Source organism: Halorubrum amylolyticum (assembly GCF_004114995.1).
Classification (GTDB): Archaea; Halobacteriota; Halobacteria; order Halobacteriales; family Haloferacaceae; genus Halorubrum; species Halorubrum amylolyticum.
Window position 1 is genome coordinate 1 of the sequence record NZ_SDJP01000022.1, and the last position, 15,064, is coordinate 15,064.

The 15,064-nt window shown below is 57.0% G+C and carries 18 protein-coding genes and 4 pseudogenes; 14 read left to right on the plus strand and 8 right to left on the minus strand.

The features are described 5' to 3' along the window. Positions 1-101: 101 nt before the first annotated feature. A pseudogene (locus ESO89_RS19290) lies at positions 102-278 on the plus strand (MarR family transcriptional regulator); the annotation flags it as partial. Between the two features lie 357 nt (positions 279-635). Here the strand turns inward: ESO89_RS19290 and ESO89_RS13560 are convergent. After that, a complete protein-coding gene (locus tag ESO89_RS13560; RefSeq protein ID WP_128906011.1) occupies positions 636-1,097 on the minus strand; it encodes a hypothetical protein in 462 nt (153 codons plus the stop codon). A 244-nt stretch (positions 1,098-1,341) separates the two neighbouring features. Here ESO89_RS13560 and ESO89_RS13565 point away from each other — a divergent pair, with 244 nt between their 5' ends. Beyond that, positions 1,342-1,749: a hypothetical protein gene (locus tag ESO89_RS13565; RefSeq protein ID WP_128906012.1), complete on the plus strand. Its 408-nt coding sequence runs from the start codon at positions 1,342-1,344 to the stop codon at positions 1,747-1,749. Positions 1,750-1,765: 16 nt separating this feature from the next. Here the strand turns inward: ESO89_RS13565 and ESO89_RS13570 are convergent, their stop codons facing one another. Together ESO89_RS13570 and ESO89_RS13575 are read right to left on the minus strand one after the other, a co-directional pair. Then, entirely contained in the window at positions 1,766-2,206 is a 441-nt protein-coding gene (locus tag ESO89_RS13570; RefSeq protein WP_128906013.1) for a TRAM domain-containing protein, read from the minus strand. Between the two features lie 46 nt (positions 2,207-2,252). Further along, positions 2,253-2,828 (minus strand): hypothetical protein, encoded by a 576-nt coding sequence (locus ESO89_RS13575; protein WP_128906014.1) that lies wholly within the window; start codon positions 2,826-2,828, stop codon positions 2,253-2,255. Between the two features lie 132 nt (positions 2,829-2,960). Here ESO89_RS13575 and ESO89_RS13580 point away from each other — a divergent pair, with 132 nt between their 5' ends. Beyond that, the gene (locus ESO89_RS13580) at positions 2,961-3,392 is read left to right on the plus strand and encodes a helix-turn-helix domain-containing protein (RefSeq protein WP_128906015.1); all 432 of its coding nucleotides are present in this window, start codon (positions 2,961-2,963) and stop codon (positions 3,390-3,392) included. Positions 3,393-3,752: 360 nt separating this feature from the next. Here ESO89_RS13580 and ESO89_RS13585 read toward each other — a convergent pair. Both ESO89_RS13585 and ESO89_RS13595 read right to left on the minus strand, forming a co-directional pair. Beyond that, positions 3,753-4,107: pseudogene (locus ESO89_RS13585) on the minus strand (transposase); the annotation flags it as partial. Between the two features lie 121 nt (positions 4,108-4,228). Then, positions 4,229-4,374 (minus strand): annotated as a pseudogene (locus tag ESO89_RS13595) (transposase); the annotation flags it as partial. Between the two features lie 365 nt (positions 4,375-4,739). Here ESO89_RS13595 and ESO89_RS13600 point away from each other — a divergent pair. From ESO89_RS13600 to ESO89_RS13615, 3 genes are all read left to right on the plus strand, one after another. Continuing rightward, on the plus strand, positions 4,740-5,804 hold the full coding sequence (locus tag ESO89_RS13600; RefSeq protein ID WP_128906016.1) for a DUF2249 domain-containing protein: 1,065 nt from the start codon (positions 4,740-4,742) through the stop codon (positions 5,802-5,804). A gap of 330 nt (positions 5,805-6,134) precedes the next feature. Beyond that, positions 6,135-6,857: an iron-sulfur cluster repair di-iron protein gene (gene ric / locus ESO89_RS13610; protein WP_128906017.1), complete on the plus strand. Its 723-nt coding sequence runs from the start codon at positions 6,135-6,137 to the stop codon at positions 6,855-6,857. Between the two features lie 184 nt (positions 6,858-7,041). Then, the gene (locus ESO89_RS13615) at positions 7,042-7,872 is read left to right on the plus strand and encodes a phosphosulfolactate synthase (RefSeq protein ID WP_128906018.1); all 831 of its coding nucleotides are present in this window, start codon (positions 7,042-7,044) and stop codon (positions 7,870-7,872) included. A 62-nt stretch (positions 7,873-7,934) separates the two neighbouring features. On the opposite strand, the gene ESO89_RS13620 is transcribed toward ESO89_RS13615, so the two are convergent. Next, complete coding sequence (locus ESO89_RS13620; RefSeq protein ID WP_128906019.1) at positions 7,935-8,198, minus strand: DUF2249 domain-containing protein; 264 nt, start codon at positions 8,196-8,198, stop codon at positions 7,935-7,937. A gap of 179 nt (positions 8,199-8,377) precedes the next feature. Here ESO89_RS13620 and ESO89_RS13625 point away from each other — a divergent pair, with 179 nt between their 5' ends. From ESO89_RS13625 to ESO89_RS13640, 4 genes are all read left to right on the plus strand, one after another. After that, a complete protein-coding gene (locus ESO89_RS13625) occupies positions 8,378-8,860 on the plus strand; it encodes a hypothetical protein (protein ID WP_128906020.1) in 483 nt (160 codons plus the stop codon). A gap of 151 nt (positions 8,861-9,011) precedes the next feature. Then, the gene (locus tag ESO89_RS13630; protein WP_128906021.1) at positions 9,012-9,296 is read left to right on the plus strand and encodes a hypothetical protein; all 285 of its coding nucleotides are present in this window, start codon (positions 9,012-9,014) and stop codon (positions 9,294-9,296) included. A 318-nt stretch (positions 9,297-9,614) separates the two neighbouring features. Then, positions 9,615-10,004: a ferredoxin Fer gene (gene fer, locus ESO89_RS13635; RefSeq protein ID WP_128906022.1), complete on the plus strand. Its 390-nt coding sequence runs from the start codon at positions 9,615-9,617 to the stop codon at positions 10,002-10,004. A 5-nt stretch (positions 10,005-10,009) separates the two neighbouring features. Further along, positions 10,010-10,252 (plus strand): ferredoxin, encoded by a 243-nt coding sequence (locus tag ESO89_RS13640; RefSeq protein ID WP_128906023.1) that lies wholly within the window; start codon positions 10,010-10,012, stop codon positions 10,250-10,252. Between the two features lie 82 nt (positions 10,253-10,334). On the opposite strand, the gene ESO89_RS13645 is transcribed toward ESO89_RS13640, so the two are convergent. Then, on the minus strand, positions 10,335-10,799 hold the full coding sequence (locus tag ESO89_RS13645; protein WP_128906024.1) for a NuoI/complex I 23 kDa subunit family protein: 465 nt from the start codon (positions 10,797-10,799) through the stop codon (positions 10,335-10,337). A 390-nt stretch (positions 10,800-11,189) separates the two neighbouring features. On the opposite strand from ESO89_RS13645, the gene sufB reads away from it, so the two are divergent. The 3 genes from sufB (at position 11,190) to ESO89_RS13660 (ending at position 14,425) form a co-directional block, all read left to right on the plus strand. Continuing rightward, positions 11,190-12,620 carry a Fe-S cluster assembly protein SufB gene (gene sufB, locus ESO89_RS13650; RefSeq protein ID WP_128906025.1) on the plus strand — a complete coding sequence of 477 codons (1,431 nt, stop codon included), beginning with the start codon at positions 11,190-11,192 and terminating at the stop codon, positions 12,618-12,620. A gap of 144 nt (positions 12,621-12,764) precedes the next feature. Continuing rightward, entirely contained in the window at positions 12,765-12,992 is a 228-nt protein-coding gene (locus ESO89_RS13655) for a heavy-metal-associated domain-containing protein (protein WP_128906026.1), read from the plus strand. Between the two features lie 59 nt (positions 12,993-13,051). Next, complete coding sequence (locus tag ESO89_RS13660) at positions 13,052-14,425, plus strand: MmgE/PrpD family protein (protein ID WP_128906061.1); 1,374 nt, start codon at positions 13,052-13,054, stop codon at positions 14,423-14,425. A 71-nt stretch (positions 14,426-14,496) separates the two neighbouring features. On the opposite strand, the gene ESO89_RS19510 is transcribed toward ESO89_RS13660, so the two are convergent. Then, a complete protein-coding gene (locus tag ESO89_RS19510; RefSeq protein WP_449404946.1) occupies positions 14,497-14,646 on the minus strand; it encodes a DUF7563 family protein in 150 nt (49 codons plus the stop codon). 209 nt (positions 14,647-14,855) lie between these two features. Between ESO89_RS19510 and ESO89_RS19400 the strand changes: the two are divergent. Continuing rightward, positions 14,856-15,061 (plus strand): annotated as a pseudogene (locus ESO89_RS19400) (peroxiredoxin); the annotation flags it as partial. Positions 15,062-15,064: the final 3 nt, after the last annotated feature.

Sequence of the window (15,064 nt, forward strand, 5' to 3'; positions counted from 1 at the left end):
AGCGTCCACCGTTATCGACGGGAACGGGAAACTGGTGATGCCGGGGTTGGTGAACGCCCACACGCACTTGGAGATGACACCGCTCATCGGTGCGTTAGGGAATGGCAGATTGCGGTCGCGTTCGCTTTTCTCGCCAACACATCAACGCTCGCTGCAAAACGCTAGTAGCCTACGGGCTTCTTGTCCACCTCGGTAACGGTGTCTACGACATAACCCGAGAAGGGGAACAGTACCTCAATGGCGATCTAGACGCTCGAGAATTAGTACGTGGAGGATAAATTCCCTCTTCTGGAGCTTGGAGTCAACAGGGCAGCGTAATTCCGAGTGGTAACTAGGTTGAGGAACGATTCCAATGCGAGTCTCATATAGAACCTCCTACGGAACAAAGTGGAATATGAGCCTACAGAGAATCGGTGACGACAGGTGAAGCTGGCCTTGCGATGCGAACGTTAGATAGCGGAATCATCATAGATGAGAGGCAGTCGATTCCGTTCACACCAGAGTCCAACAGTATTTTGAGCGGCTTGCACCCGTAGACCGCTTCGTTCTAGATAATGCGTCTGGATTCTCCCCTGTCACACAGGAATATGCCCAGAATCGCCGGATACAGATCATCAAGGTTCGCACATAGTACGCTAATATCCGCACTCTTCACACTCCCACCGGTACCCCTCACTACGTCTTTTATCACTAACCGGCACTTGTAGAGATCCGCATCGGTAGCACTCATCAAAATTATCGTCGGGGAACGCCTCCTCGAATTCGTCTATACAAGCCTCTAACTGCCGTCGTCGTGTGGATTTTCTAAACCATTCGTTCGAGTCCAAGATTCTCTTATCCAGTTCGTTTGCCTCCTTCCGCCAATCCGCTAACGATTCTAAGAACTCATCTATCGAGCTACTCTCTTCGAGATCCTCAATACAGTCCTCTATGGCTTTCCGTTTTATATCTGGTTCTGCGCGTTCACGGGCAGCATCCCAACTCCCTTTGTAGAAGCTGTCTTGCTGTTCTTTAATTTCCTCAGGTCTATCCTCCAGTTCACCAGCTTCCTTACGCCACTCCTGACAAAGAGAGTCTACGACATCCGATACACTCATATCAAGAACTGTGTTTTCAAATGAAATAAGAATCCGGGTGAAAATACTGCTCTACCCTGCCTAAGCGAAGACTGCTAACTCCGGTGACTCCAGCTCCCATTCGCAGGCTTCACCAGCAAATAAATCGTTCTCGTCGATGAGAAATACCAAATCGATCCGCTGGAAGTGTGATGAATTGGTTTGAGGGATACTGCTTGATGAGGGGAGAACACTCAATTATTCATGGTATCTATTACCATACGGAATGGCGGCATTCTGCCGAGGCGGCGAGGAACGGGTCAACGTCTTTGAGGTCGATGAGAGGTATCTGTTCAAGGATTATTTTGACAACGAGGAGGTGTTCGATCGCCTCAAGCACTACTACAACAACCAGCATTATCGCTTCGAAGTCCCTCCGGACGAATTTACCCAGCTCCGATCGTTCCTCAGTGATCAAGGATACGGGCTAGTCATCATCGATACGATCGAAGAATTCATCGTCGTGGTGCAAAAATACACGACCCATCCCGACAACATCTTTAAACAGTCCGTGATCCAGCGCAGCGTCAGTAACTACAATTGTTTCTTGCTCACAGACCAAGCAGCCGTCGAACAGGCAACCCGTGACCACGCGACTCGGCTCATTGACACCGACCTAGCCAATCCATTCTAAACGAGAAACAACAGAATCACAGCGTTCGAGGGTCCGGCTCAACGATACTGGCAAACGCAACGTTCTGTTGCACCTGTTCGATCTCGACAGTCGGTACCTCACCGGGCTGAGCCTCCGGAACAATCACGACGTACCCGCGGTCCACCTTCGCGATGCCATCCCCCTGGTCGCCAACCGCCTCAACCGACACGTCTCGAATTTTACCCTCCTCAACGGGTGGCTCAGGAGAACCGTGTTCACCGACAGCTGAGGAAGATCCTGACGCCGAATCTGAAAGCTGGGATTCGGATCGGGCTGTTGTAGCCTCGGCTTCGAGAACGGCGATTCGATACGTCTCACCGGGCTGAATGGCATCGTGACGCACCTCACTCGCAGGAATCTCGAATGTATAGCTCTCATCGTCGGACTCAATAGTCGCAGTAAATACCGAGCGAAGTGTGTCAGGGATCTCGACCATCACGAAAAGATTCAGCATCCGACGCAAATAGTCGTTCCTCACGCCGTCAGTCGGGCGCGTAGGCATCCTCAATATAGTCACGAAGGTCCTCGGGCGTCGTCCACGTGTACGCACGGTCCACCCGCTCCATCGAGAGGAGATAGTGTGCGAACATCCCGTCGTAGGCCGCGTACTGTTCCTCCTCAGTCTCGTAGGTTCGATAAAACGCTCGCGTTCGCTCCCGATAGGTCGGCTGGTCGATGTAGCCCGCTTCCCACGCGTGCCCGCCCTGGGAGTGTTCGTACACCCCCACGATATGATCCGCGTAGCTGACCAGCAGCTTGAATTTCGACGTGAAGAACTCCGAGACGTCCAGAATATCGTCCATCAGGAACGCGTCGACCCCGTCATCGGAGTTCGAGGCTGCGGCATCACTCGCGAGTTGGTCGCGAACAGCCTCCAATCGTGGCCGCTCCTCCTCATCGTAGGAACCGAGAACAAAGTAGGACGTGTTGTTAATGAATTGTCCGAGGTCCTCGTGCATCGCGGTCTGGATCGCCTCAACCCGTTTGGGTGTGAGCGTCTCGCCCGGCTGGTCACCCAATTTATCGATGACTACACGGGTAGCGTCGTCGTTGTTCATACTGGACAGGATTCACCACCGCCACCTAACGGTACGGAAATACGACTGGAAGTGGAATACGCAAGCACTTTGGCCATCACTTCGAGTTTCACCGAAATGGTTATCCGATCGGGGGAGAAACACAGAGACACAATGTCCCGGCCCGACGCCACCCCGCTCACGCCAGCCGAGAGTTCGGCCGGACTCGATCCGATCGCAGCGTTGAGTGTCCTCGACGACACGACCCGTGCGAATATCATCGGGACGATCGTCGGTCACCCGAAAGGCGCACCCTCGAAGAAGGAACTCGAATACTACAATCCGAGTATCGCAGCGTCGACGCTCACCGACCACCTCATCCGGCTGGAAGAAGTGGGACTGATCGAGGCCATCGAACGGGATCGTGAGGGGCTCGAACGGGGTCAGCCGTACCGGTTCTTTCAGTTGACCGACGCCGCTCGCGAGCTGTTCGATCGAAACAACCTCTTTGAGCCCGACGCATACCGAGAACTGTTCGCCGAAGTCGAGAAAACAGACGAAATCGAGGCCGCAGAGGGGGTCGAGCGGCCGAACGGACGAAACTGAAATCCACCTCAAGGCGTACTTCTGCCGGACAGGGAACTCGACGTCTGGGATATTCCGGAAGCGGAACCAGCGTAGAGCCGACGCGAGAGATCAGTCTCGATTTCGATTCAGAACAGATGAATCGAACAGAAGGCACGCATCAATTCCATCCTCCGAGGCTGTGAGTTGCCCCACAGTTTCGGAGGATAGGCCAGTTTCAGGTCGAATTAGCATCAATTCGTGATTCTTCTCACCGATCAATCCTGATTTGGATCCCTACCGGTCGCATCTACTAGACGAGCGTGTAAAATTGCGTAGATTCTGTCGCTCCTGATTATGGTTGTCACTCCCAAACAGCGGACTCAGGGGGGGATCAGTCGGTTAGTCGTGTGGAATCAACGCGAGGCAACGAGCTCAACACACTCACCGCAGTAGTCACAGGTGAGTAGTCCATCTCGCCGTCGATGTCCGCTTTCAGTAGGAAGTCGGTGAGCCGCCAGATATTGTACAAGAGGACCGCGATCACGAAGTAGAACAAGCGAACGCGGTAGTCTTTCGAGGAAGTCTTGGCGAGAAAATCGCCCTTGATCGATTTGTACTCGCTCTCGATCTGCCACCGACGGCTGTAGCGTCGACAGAACGCCTCGGCCTCGTCGGGTCCGACTCGGAGGTTCGTTGCGAAGACGATTGTCCCTTCACCACTCGTCGACGGCACGTACAGGATCCTGACGAAATGGCCGAGACTTACTGGCATCTTGTCGAACAGGATGACATCAGCACACAGCCGTTCGAGATTCACATTACGAACGGTCCGCAAAATTCCGAATTCATTTAAACAATCTTCGAAGGCAAGTTTCCTCCAACAAGTGCTTGACGGAGTACGCTTGAACTGCCGAACAATGTCCGCAGGACCGCGTTTCGCGTCGCACTTGACGAACAGATGTACGTGGTTGTCCGCGATCTCTATCGCCAGAATTTCGTGTCCGAAGTGGTCGGCGGTCTCACCGTCATCTCTACTCTGTACTATCATGAGCCAGCGTTGTCCGCGAACTACCACATCCCGGACATTTCCTGAACTCGTACATCCCCCACCGATTTTTTGTCTCGAATTCGAATATATTCCCACAAGTGTGACATTTATATTCGGTTATAGCCATATGACTTGATAGCACACCTGTCGTTTATATTTTTTGTCATAAAATTATCATTTAGATGATGTTTCTACATTTATCCTCCGATAATAGGAGGAAATGGCTAACTGACTTTCGAATTTGCCGAGCAGATTGACTGGATGGAACGAACAAGAACGTGACCCCGAAGGGATTCGGCACAGAAGCAATAGCCCAAGCGCGAAAACGGAATTAAGAGATGGAAACGAAACTTGATCTGCGAGAGCAGCCAGAAGACAGGTACCGCCGGATACTGTTCAATACGCTGTCGGAGACTGATGTAGGGGATGACGTCGAAATGGTGGCTGATCACGATCTCGATCCCCACTTGGTCCGCTATCAGATCGAACACAACCGGAAAATAACGTGGACCTACGCGGATCCAGACGAGGAGCCACGGGAACTCACGGTGACCAAGGGCGATCCGCTGGACGGTGAGCTGGGAACGATCGACGTTCGCGATCTGAAGCCCCAGCGGCGCCACGAGGCACTGCTCGCCATCTTCAACGAATTGGGAGCAGACGAAGGGTTCGTATTGGTCAACGACCACGACCCCAAGCCCCTGTATCACGAACTCAGGTCGATGCACGGCGGAGTAGTCGACTGGGAGTACCGGAGCCGCGGCGACGACGGCTGGTGGGTCGAGGTCCGAAAAACGGCTGAGTCCGACGCCGACGACGAGGACATCGTTACCCGATACGACGTCCGCGACATTCCCAAGGAGGAGCGTCACCCGACGATCCACCATCGATACGGGATGATCCCCGATGGTGGAACGATGGAACTGATCGTCCCTCACGAGCCAAGACCGCTCTGCGGGGAGTTTCGGGAACGATACGGGAACGCCTTCTCCTGGGAGGTCGTCGAGAACGAACCCGGGCGCTGTCGCGTCCAAATAACGAAGGAGGGAGACGGCAACGCCAATGATTCCGAGAAATTGAGTGAAGAGGGGACCGATGACGAAACGGTCGAGGTCATCGAAGAACTGGACGTGCGTGACCTCCCACCTGCCCAGCGACACGAACAGATCTTCGCCGCGTACGATGATCTGGCGGATGGGACAGGATTCATACTGATTAACGACCACGATCCCAAGCCGCTATACCACCAGTTCGAGGCCGAAACGGGGCCGGAGTTCCGCTGGGAGTATCAGCAGAAGGAGCCCGGGGAATTCAGGGTGTTGATCGGCAAGACGAACGCGGTAGACGGCGAATCAACCACCGGCCGCGGATCACCCGGCGGCGTGTCGGACGCGTCGTTCTGACGATGGCCGACGCAAACGAAGCGGATGGTACTGACTCCGACGCGGGGAGAGTTGCCGTCACGTGTCGCCCCCGGAACGGATCGACTGGCCGGGAGCGGCCCGCGACCGGAATCGACGACGGCCGATTCCCGCATTCGAGCGGGATGCGGCCGCTTACTGTGTCACGCGAGCGAATACCGCCGGCGATGCGGGGAACCCATATCCAGACGAGTCCCGCGAGGCCAACCTGCTGGCGGACCATCCGACAGCTCCCAACTATGTCAGGGGTGGGACGGCCCGTACTACGTGACCGTTACCGAGAACTGATCGACAACAAATCCAACGCGAACCATGACTGAGATAGACCCGAACCGTACGCTCGCATCGCTCGTCGAGGAATCGCCGACCTGCGCTCGCGTCTTCGAGTCGCTGGGACTGGACTACTGCTGTGGCGGCGACCAGACGCTGGCGACTGCCTGCGAAGAGGGTGGCCTTGCCGTGGACGATGTCTGCGACCGGTTAGCCGAGGATCGCGACCAAAGCGACGGCGACGCCGCCGACTACGAGTGGGACAACCTCGAAGACCTCGCCGATCACGTCGTCGATGCACATCACGACTACCTCCGTGAGGAACTTCCGAAACTCGAGGACATAGTCAAAACGGTCGCAGACGTTCACGGCGAGGATCACCCCGAGCTCCGCGACGTCGAGACGGAGTACCGAGAGCTCGTGGCGGAGATGCGCGAACACATCGACGAGGAAGAGGAGGAGTTGTTCCCCGTCGTGGGGAAACTCGACCGCGGCGAGCGACTCTCGGTCGAGGAAGTCGAGCGCCTACGTGAGGCGATCCGGACGTTTGAGGAAGATCACACTGCGACGGCCGACCGCCTCGAACGGATCGCGGAGTTGACCGATGGTTACGCCGTCCCCGAGGACGCCTGCCCGAGTTACCGAAGCATGCTTGAGCGCCTCGAACGGCTCGAACGCGATACTCACATGCACGTACACAAGGAGAACAACGTGCTGTTCGATCGGGTCGACGAGCGGCTGGCGGCCGCGTCGGTCGAATCCTGAACGAACGGGACAGCGCGGTTGCGTCCGCCGTTTCCGGCCGTCGGATCGCTGTCGCCTCTTTCCGCCGACCGCCTGGACGGTTCGATAATTCGAAACAAGCGACGCAGAGCGGTCTGTCTTAAATCCGGGACATATCATATTCGGCCGTATCCGTATGTCCGCTCGTCGCTAACGATCAGATGCTATGTCACGGCACGACCGTGCGTTCGACTTCTTTCACGTCAACGACCGTCCGGACAAGCCACGTGAAACGGGGATCACGGAGATCCGAGGTCCGTACTACGATCCGATGGGGCCCCGCGAACTGCGGGACATCCTGGAGACCATGGGAGAGTACGTGGACATCTACAAATTCTCGGGTGGATCGTTCGCACTCATGCCCGAGGACGCGGTCCGGGAACTGATCGACGTCTGTCACGAGTATGATGTCGAGGTATCGACGGGTGGGTTCGTCGAGAACGTCCTCGTCAGGAATAACGACCTCGTCGAGGAATACGTCATCGAGGCGGACGAGCTCGGATTCGACATCGTGGAGATCTCCTCCGGATTTCTCGCGGTCGATACCGACGATCTCGTCGCGCTGACGGAACTTGTCGCCGAGAACGGACTCAAGCCCAAACCCGAAATCAACGTCCAGTTCGGTGCAGGCGGGGCCTCCAGCGAGGAGGAATTGCTTTCGGAAGTCCAGCAGGACCCTCGTCTCGCCATTGAGGAAGGACGACGGCACCTCGATGCGGGAGCTTACAAGCTGATGGTCGAAGCCGAGGGTATCACGGAAAACGTTAGCGACTGGCGGACGGACGTCGTCTACGAAATAGCGACCGAGATCGGTATCGAGAACTTGGTGTTCGAGGCGCCGAGTCCTGAGGAATTCGAGTGGTACGTCAAGAATTTTGGCCCGAACGTGAATCTGTTCGTCGACAACTCGCAGATCGTCGAGCTCGAATGTCTGCGGTCGGGTCTCTGGGGCAAGTCGACCTCGTGGGGACGGACCACGTCGTTCAGCCAGGGTTGATCTCCGAAAACGGTTTTCACCTGTTTTTGGATCATCGACGCTGATTCTCAGTCCACACGTGCTTACTCCTTCCAGATGACGGTGACAACTGTATCTCCGTCTTCGAGCGTCTCGTAATTGTACTTCCGGTCGTCTAGCTTCGGATACAGGTGTTGTGGGCGGCGGTCGTTCAACTGGACTAACACGACCGAATCGTCGATGTCGGCGAGCTGTTCCAGCGTGTTCCGGAGCGGCTGTGGGGGCGGGAGTTCACGAGCGTCGATGGTTTCACACGGGCGGGTCTCCGGCGCGTCCGTCTCCGAAAGATACGACACGACGTTCTCCATATCTATCTCTCCGTCCGTCACTGTATCAGTCGTTGGGCCGAATATATTCCCGACAAGAAGGTTGATCCTTCAGTGAGTACGACTGATTACGGAGGACGGCCCCTACCGAGGCGTACGTGTCATACGGACTTGATCCCTCCTGATGGCTTTCGAACCATCGGCCGTCCTCCCCCATTCAGATGTCCACCGAATCCCAACCCGACGGCGCGAAGTACCTGGTCGAAACTAGAGACGGGACCGAAGGATACGTCGTGTCCACGTTCGAGAAGTACTACGGCGACCTACTCACCGATGTGGTCCGAGACCCGGACGACCGCAACGGCGTTTTGCTGCTCACGACCAGCCACGAGCTCCCTTCGGACGCGTTCCGTCGCTATTTCGAGGTCGATGACGTCGTACAGACTGACGTCGTGAGACGAGGTAAAGACCCTGAGAGTGTCGCAGACGGCTGTAGGGAGGCGGTTTCACACCTCCCGGAGGGAACCACGGTCTCGCTCGTGATGAACGGTACGGCGATGTCAGCAGACGATTACGAACTCCGTCGGCGGTGCGAGGACGCGTTACGTGCTGCCGGGCTACTCGTCGACGAGGACGGGACCGCCGAAACAGAGATCCGGGTTTATATTGTCGGTGACTGGGTGGGCGTTAGCGTGAATCGATAGTACGAGCGGAACCCTCTCTGGGAAGCAGAAAGAGCCTCCGTATCGCAGTACTATCCGATCCGGAACATACCACGGCTATCCGCGTGTATGCCTACGTGAAGCTAATATATTCGTAATCGAACTCATCGGGCTTCGTCGACAAGGTAGGAACATGGAGGAATTGGCAACACTACCCGCGGGATGGGACTGCGTCACCGAGCACACGAATTACGACTCGATTATGGACCGCGAGTACACGACCGTCGCCTACGAGCACGCTGACACCGGACGGAAGGTGTTCATCAACGACGTTCAGGAACCAAATAGTTTCGGCGGATGGGGGTATCTCGTTCGAGCGGATGGCCCAAAATACGGCGAATTGGGCCTGGTCGAAGACATCGAATCCGCGAAAGAACTGGCTATGGAGTTTATGAACGAATACGAGAAACCGAACTAAAAGGAGAAACTGCGAGTTCCGTCTCACTGGGTGGTCGAAACTGACACTCGGTAGCTTGGTCCGACTCCGGAGTACTGGATGTGGAGGGGTGACCTGAACTACGAGTTCCGAAGAGATGCCCACAGTCACCCCCTCCAGTCATTCATTATTGATCGAGGGATTGAAATTTTTGACGGGATTCATAAGAAAGCTGTAAATTGTATTTCTCGGTGACGACCGGTACGAGTGGGACGACACTGAAATCCGTCGCTGAGATATACGGACGGGCGAACATATTCTGCCCAATTTATTTATAATAGTCAACCGTCAATTCTGACTATGCCTACCGTCGAATATCTCAATTACGACGTGGTCGACGATCAGAGCTGGGATGTTCACGACGAGGAGAACTTCGAGCGGGCACAGGAAATGGACCTACCCGATGAGGACTACGGCACGTTGGACGTCAACCAGGGCGAATATATCCTCGAAGCTGCCGAGGCAGAGGGATACGATTGGCCCTTCTCGTGTCGCGCCGGCGCGTGTGCGAATTGTGCCGCGATCCTCGTCGAGGGGGAGATCGAGATGGATATGCAACAGATCCTCTCCGATGAGGAGGTCCAGGAAAAGAACGTCCGGCTGACCTGTATCGGCTCGCCGGCGGCCGACCATCTCAAGATCGTATACAACGCCAAACACCTCGACTACCTCCAGAATCGTGTGATCTAACTCGTATGCGCGTCGAGTTCGACCGCGACACGTGTATCGGGATGTTCAACTGTGTCGCTGAATGGGAGAAGTTCGTCGAGGACACCGACGCCGGCAAGGCGACGCTCGTCGGGAGCGACGAAGCGGGAGACGATCTGTACGCCCGCGAGGTACCCGAGGGCGAAGAGTTCGAGGCGAAGATGGCCGCTCGTGTCTGTCCGGTCGATGCGATCACCGTTTACGACGACGACGATCAGATCGTTCCGTGAACCGCCTCGGGGTCAAGCCCCGAGGTACTCGGCCTACCCCGCCCGTCGAACTCGGCCGGTCAGCGAGAGGGGAGACAGGCGGTCACTGGTAGTCGATTTCACCGTCGCCTTCCCCGATCCACGCGCCTCTGTCCGGTTCTCGTGATTCGAGGGGGTCGGGCAGGTCCCTGTACCAGGGGACGTTCTTCAGTTGCTCTTTGTTGTAGGCGAATTCGTCCTTGGTGTCGGCCGTGAACTCGAACTGCTGCGTGAGGATGATCGCGTCGGTCGGGCAGACCTCCTCACAGAGCCGACAGTAGATGCACTGTCCGATGTGGAGGTTGTACTGTTCTCCGTTGCGCTGGTCGTCCTGCACGATCTGGATCGTGTCGTTGGGACACACGTTCTCGCACTGTCGACACCAGATGCACCGCTCCTGGCTGAACTTGTGGACCCCGCGGAACCGTGGGCTCACTTCGGGGGCGTCCTCCGGGTATTCCACCGTGAACGTCTTTCCGTCTAAGGCGTGTTTCATTGTCGTCGCCATGGATTTCATGATCCCGATCATTAATGATAATCAGCGGCAGCTGTACTTAGTGGTGACCCCGAAACGGTTCTTTTTCGATAGATTTTGATAGAGCACATATTTCGCCCCGGTGATACGGCGTTCCGTAACGTGAATCCCGGGACGAATCGATTCGGAGAAATCGACTGGGGGTTGCAAGCCAAACCCGGAAGTGGCGGGATCGGTCGATCACCATGTACGATTCGAGACGCCGCATGAGCGGCGTTGTCACTGGATGACTGAGTGCACGGACGAACAGTGGTCGAATCGCGGTGCCACGGTGATACGTCACGGCGAGAGAGATACGGCGCTCCGGCGAACGATGGGTCGGCCGCGAGGCCGAACGCCTGACCCCCGGATCGAACGACGCCACCGAATCAACAAATCACGATAATGAGTTCAGATACGAGTGATCTTGAAGGAACAGGCTTCGAGAACCGATTCGGATTCAAAAACGAGGAGCGGGCGGCCGTCAAATCGGGGAGCGGGCTCACCGAGGAAACGGTCCGACTCATCTCTGAAGAGAAGGACGAACCGAAGTGGATGCTGGAACGGCGGCTGCGCTCGCTGGAACTGTACCAAGAGATGCCGATGCCGACCGACTGGCCGGGACAGCCGGACCTCTCGGCGATCGATATCGACGAAATCGTTCCTTATCTCCGGCCGGATGTCGAGACGGAAGACAGCGTCGACTCTTGGGAGGACCTCCCCGAGGACATTCAGGACACCTTCGACAGGCTAGGAATCCCCGATGCCGAGAGGAAGGCGCTCTCGGGCGCCGGCGCCCAGTACGAGTCTGAGGTCGTCTACCAGAACATGCAGGAACAGCTCGAAGAGAAGGGCGTCGTCTTCTGTGACACCGACGAGGCGGTACAGGAGTACCCCGAACTCGTCAAAGAGCACTTCATGACGGAGTGTGTCCCACCGACGGACAACAAGTTCGCCGCGCTACACGGCGCGGTCTGGTCGGGCGGGTCGTTTGTCTACGTCCCCGAAGGCGTCACCGTTGAGATGCCCCTCCAGGCGTACTTCCGGATGAACTCGGAGGGTATGGGTCAGTTCGAGCATAAGATCATCATCGCCGAACCGAACTCTGAGGTGCACCTCATCGAAGGCTGCTCGGCGCCTCATTACGGCAGTCACAATCTCCATAGCGGCTGTGTCGAGGTGTTCGTCCGCGAGGATGCGCACGTCCAGTACTCGACGGTCCAGAATTGGTCCCGAAATACCTACAACCTCAACACCAAGCGCGCTATCGTTGAGGCCGACGGCACTATGGAATGGGTGTCAGGGTCGATGGGTTCGAAGGCCACGATGCTGTATCCCGCGTCGATTCTCAAGGGCCCTGGCGCGACGGACAACCACGTCACTATCGCGTTCGCCGGCGAGGGGCAGAACATCGACACCGGCGCGAAGGTGTATCACACGGCACCGAACACGCACTCGACCATCGAATCCAAGTCGATCAGCAAGGACGGCGGCCGCACGAATTACCGTGGTCTCGTTCATATTACCGGTGGCGCGGAGGGGTCCTCGACGAGCGTCGAGTGCGACGCGTTAATGTTCGATAATGAATCGTCGTCCGACACGATGCCCTTCATGGAGATCAGGGAGAGAAGCGTTGACGTCGCCCACGAGGCGACCGTCGGTAAGATCGATGACGAAGACATGTTCTACCTGCAAAACCGCGGTCTCGATGCCGACGACGCCAAGCAGATGATCGTCGCCGGGTTCATCGAACCCCTCACCGAAGAACTTCCCATCGAGTACGCGGTGGAGCTCAACCGGCTCATCGAACTTGAAATGGAGGGAAGTCTCGGCTGAGTGGGAAACGACGGCGCATCGCTGGATGCTTTCGGTTCTGACTTATCAGACGAGAGGACTCAGACCTTCTCTCCTACTTAAAAGGAGGAGAGAAGATATTCGTGGTAGATATTATCAAAGTGCACGAAATATGTGCTTACAATCATGGTTTCAACGACTCAGATTCGCGTTACCGATTCCGTTTTCGCCTGCGAAAACTGTGCGAACACCATTGAGCGGGTCCTGCTCAAGAAAGGCGGCGTCGAAGACGTTACCGTCGACGGCAGCGAGAAGGAACTCGAAGTCCGATTCCACCGATCCCGGATGGACGAGGATCGGATCGTGGAACTCGTCGAGGAGTGGGGATACACGCCGGAGGGATCTTCTCCATAAATACCGACGGGAACATCTTCCGGGAAATCGTCTCCCGGGGCCGGAATGTGTGTACACGTATGACGACGACTGGGGAGCTCGCGACGTTCTTGAATGAGGTACAGTACGACGAACTTCCGGACGACGTGATCGACGCCACTAAGAAACGGCTACTGGACTCGGTCGGTATTGCCCTCGGTGCCGTGGGCGAACCTGCAACGGATGCGGTCCTCGAGACGGTCCGCGCCGAAGGCGGCGACGAGTGTTCGCTCTGGGCGCGTTCGGCGAGGACGTCGCTCTCCGGGGCAGCGTTCCACAACACCGCGTTGGTCCGCTATCTCGACTTCATGGATTCATTTCTGGCACCCGGGGAGACCCCTCACCCGAGTGACAACGTCGGCGTGGCGCTGGCAGCCGCCGAACACGCCGACGCGACCGGCGAGGAGTTGCTGGCCGCCGTCGCGGCCGCCTACGAGTTGCAGGGGGAACTGGCCTGGAACGCTCCGGTCCGCGACCGGGGGTGGGACCACGTCACGCATACGGTCATCACCCAGGCCGCGGCAGCGGCGAAACTCCTCGGTCTTGACCACAAGGAGACGCGCAACGCCCTCGGGATCGCTGGGACCGCCCACAACGCCCTGCGGGTGACCCGGACCGGTGGGATCAACGAGTGGAAGGGACTCGCCTCGGGGAACGCCGCTCGGAACGGTGCCTACGCCGCACGACTGGCCGCCAATGGGATCGAGGGTCCGACGAACCTGTTCGAGGGACAGAAAGGCTGGAAGGACGTCGTCGCCGGGGAGTTCACCGTCGATCTCGACCCGGAGTGTTCACGGCTCCACGACGTCATGTGCAAGCGGTACGTGGCGGAAACGTACGCCCAATCCGCCGTCGAGGGAATCATCGAACTCGCCGACTTCCACGACATCGATCACGAAGCCGTCGAGTCGATCCATCTCGATACGTTCGGTGGGGCGAAACTCATTATCGGTGGTGGCGAGGGCGATCGGCACGAGGTCGAGACGAAGGCTCAGGCCGATCACTCACTGCCCTATATGCTCGCCGCGGCGCTCGTCGACCGACGGCTGCAGACCGAACAGTACGAGCCTGACCGGATCCGGTCGGACGACGTACAGACGCTGCTCCGGACGGTGACCGTCGAAGAGGACGAGGAACTGACCGACCGGTTTGAGGCCGGCGAGATGCCAGCCAGGATAGCAGTTACAACCGAAGGCGGGTCAACCGACACCGTCGAGAAGGACGACTTCCGCGGGCATCCGAATAACCCAATGGACTGGGAGGACCTAGAGACGAAGTTCCACGCGGTGGTTCCCGACGACGTCGATCGATCACGTCGGGTCGATATCATCGAATCTATCAAGCGAATCGACGACCGTTCTGTCGACGAGCTGCTTACGCTCCTGACCGATTTCGAAAATGTGGGGACGGCCTGAGCGATGCAAGCTCGCCAGACCGTTCGGGAGTTTGGTAACAATGCCGGTCGAAGCGGAACGTTCGGGCGAGCCTATTCAGACTCGGATCGGTCGCGGCTGACCTCTTCGATACCGGCATTCGGGGAACAGTTCGGACAGGCGTACACCCGACCGTCCTCGATCCCAAACACGCGCTTGAATCGCTCCGAGACGTGTTCGCCGCAGTTTTTACAGCGGGGCATGAGTTTTGGGCGAAGCGACAACCTCCAGTTGCCACTCTAAGCCCCACGAACATAATTTTATCTATTGAGAATGAAATTCAGTTTGATACAAAATATTATAGGGTGACTGTTTTTTATTTTTAGTATATATTAATATGATGTCAGAAATCAACCCCTGCGATACAGTTCCGAAGCTCGCGGCTACGCGGGTAACGAGCGTTCACGAGTGGTTCGATCTCGTGAGCGACATGACCGGCGACGCGATACGGCAGTACGGCCTCGGGATCGACATCCCGGAACAGGGTCTACACAGCATCGCCAACCCCCCGGTGTTCGCAGTCGACGAGGACGGGACCATCGCGTACCGCTGGGTCGCCGATGACCGACCAACGAGCCCGACTACGAGGGACTTCTCGACGCGGCCGAATCGACGTAGGCC

What these genes read in the sequence shown, in the direction of transcription:
- ESO89_RS13575 (WP_128906014.1), bottom strand. Translation starts at nt 2,828, where the DNA reads ATGAACAACGACGACGCTACCCGTGTAGTCATCGATAAATTGGGTGAC.
- ESO89_RS19510 (WP_449404946.1), bottom strand. Translation starts at nt 14,646, where the DNA reads ATGCCCCGCTGTAAAAACTGCGGCGAACACGTCTCGGAGCGATTCAAG.
- ESO89_RS13565 (WP_128906012.1), top strand. Translation starts at nt 1,342, where the DNA reads ATGGCGGCATTCTGCCGAGGCGGCGAGGAACGGGTCAACGTCTTTGAG.
- ESO89_RS13660 (WP_128906061.1), top strand. Translation starts at nt 13,052, where the DNA reads ATGACGACGACTGGGGAGCTCGCGACGTTCTTGAATGAGGTACAGTAC.
- ESO89_RS13630 (WP_128906021.1), top strand. Translation starts at nt 9,012, where the DNA reads ATGGAGGAATTGGCAACACTACCCGCGGGATGGGACTGCGTCACCGAG.
- ESO89_RS13640 (WP_128906023.1), top strand. Translation starts at nt 10,010, where the DNA reads ATGCGCGTCGAGTTCGACCGCGACACGTGTATCGGGATGTTCAACTGT.
- ESO89_RS13625 (WP_128906020.1), top strand. Translation starts at nt 8,378, where the DNA reads ATGTCCACCGAATCCCAACCCGACGGCGCGAAGTACCTGGTCGAAACT.
- fer (WP_128906022.1), top strand. Translation starts at nt 9,615, where the DNA reads ATGCCTACCGTCGAATATCTCAATTACGACGTGGTCGACGATCAGAGC.
- ric (WP_128906017.1), top strand. Translation starts at nt 6,135, where the DNA reads ATGACTGAGATAGACCCGAACCGTACGCTCGCATCGCTCGTCGAGGAA.
- ESO89_RS13580 (WP_128906015.1), top strand. Translation starts at nt 2,961, where the DNA reads ATGTCCCGGCCCGACGCCACCCCGCTCACGCCAGCCGAGAGTTCGGCC.
- ESO89_RS13645 (WP_128906024.1), bottom strand. Translation starts at nt 10,799, where the DNA reads ATGATCGGGATCATGAAATCCATGGCGACGACAATGAAACACGCCTTA.
- ESO89_RS13560 (WP_128906011.1), bottom strand. Translation starts at nt 1,097, where the DNA reads ATGAGTGTATCGGATGTCGTAGACTCTCTTTGTCAGGAGTGGCGTAAG.
- ESO89_RS13600 (WP_128906016.1), top strand. Translation starts at nt 4,740, where the DNA reads ATGGAAACGAAACTTGATCTGCGAGAGCAGCCAGAAGACAGGTACCGC.
- ESO89_RS13655 (WP_128906026.1), top strand. Translation starts at nt 12,765, where the DNA reads ATGGTTTCAACGACTCAGATTCGCGTTACCGATTCCGTTTTCGCCTGC.
- ESO89_RS13615 (WP_128906018.1), top strand. Translation starts at nt 7,042, where the DNA reads ATGTCACGGCACGACCGTGCGTTCGACTTCTTTCACGTCAACGACCGT.
- ESO89_RS13620 (WP_128906019.1), bottom strand. Translation starts at nt 8,198, where the DNA reads ATGGAGAACGTCGTGTCGTATCTTTCGGAGACGGACGCGCCGGAGACC.
- ESO89_RS13570 (WP_128906013.1), bottom strand. Translation starts at nt 2,206, where the DNA reads ATGGTCGAGATCCCTGACACACTTCGCTCGGTATTTACTGCGACTATT.
- sufB (WP_128906025.1), top strand. Translation starts at nt 11,190, where the DNA reads ATGAGTTCAGATACGAGTGATCTTGAAGGAACAGGCTTCGAGAACCGA.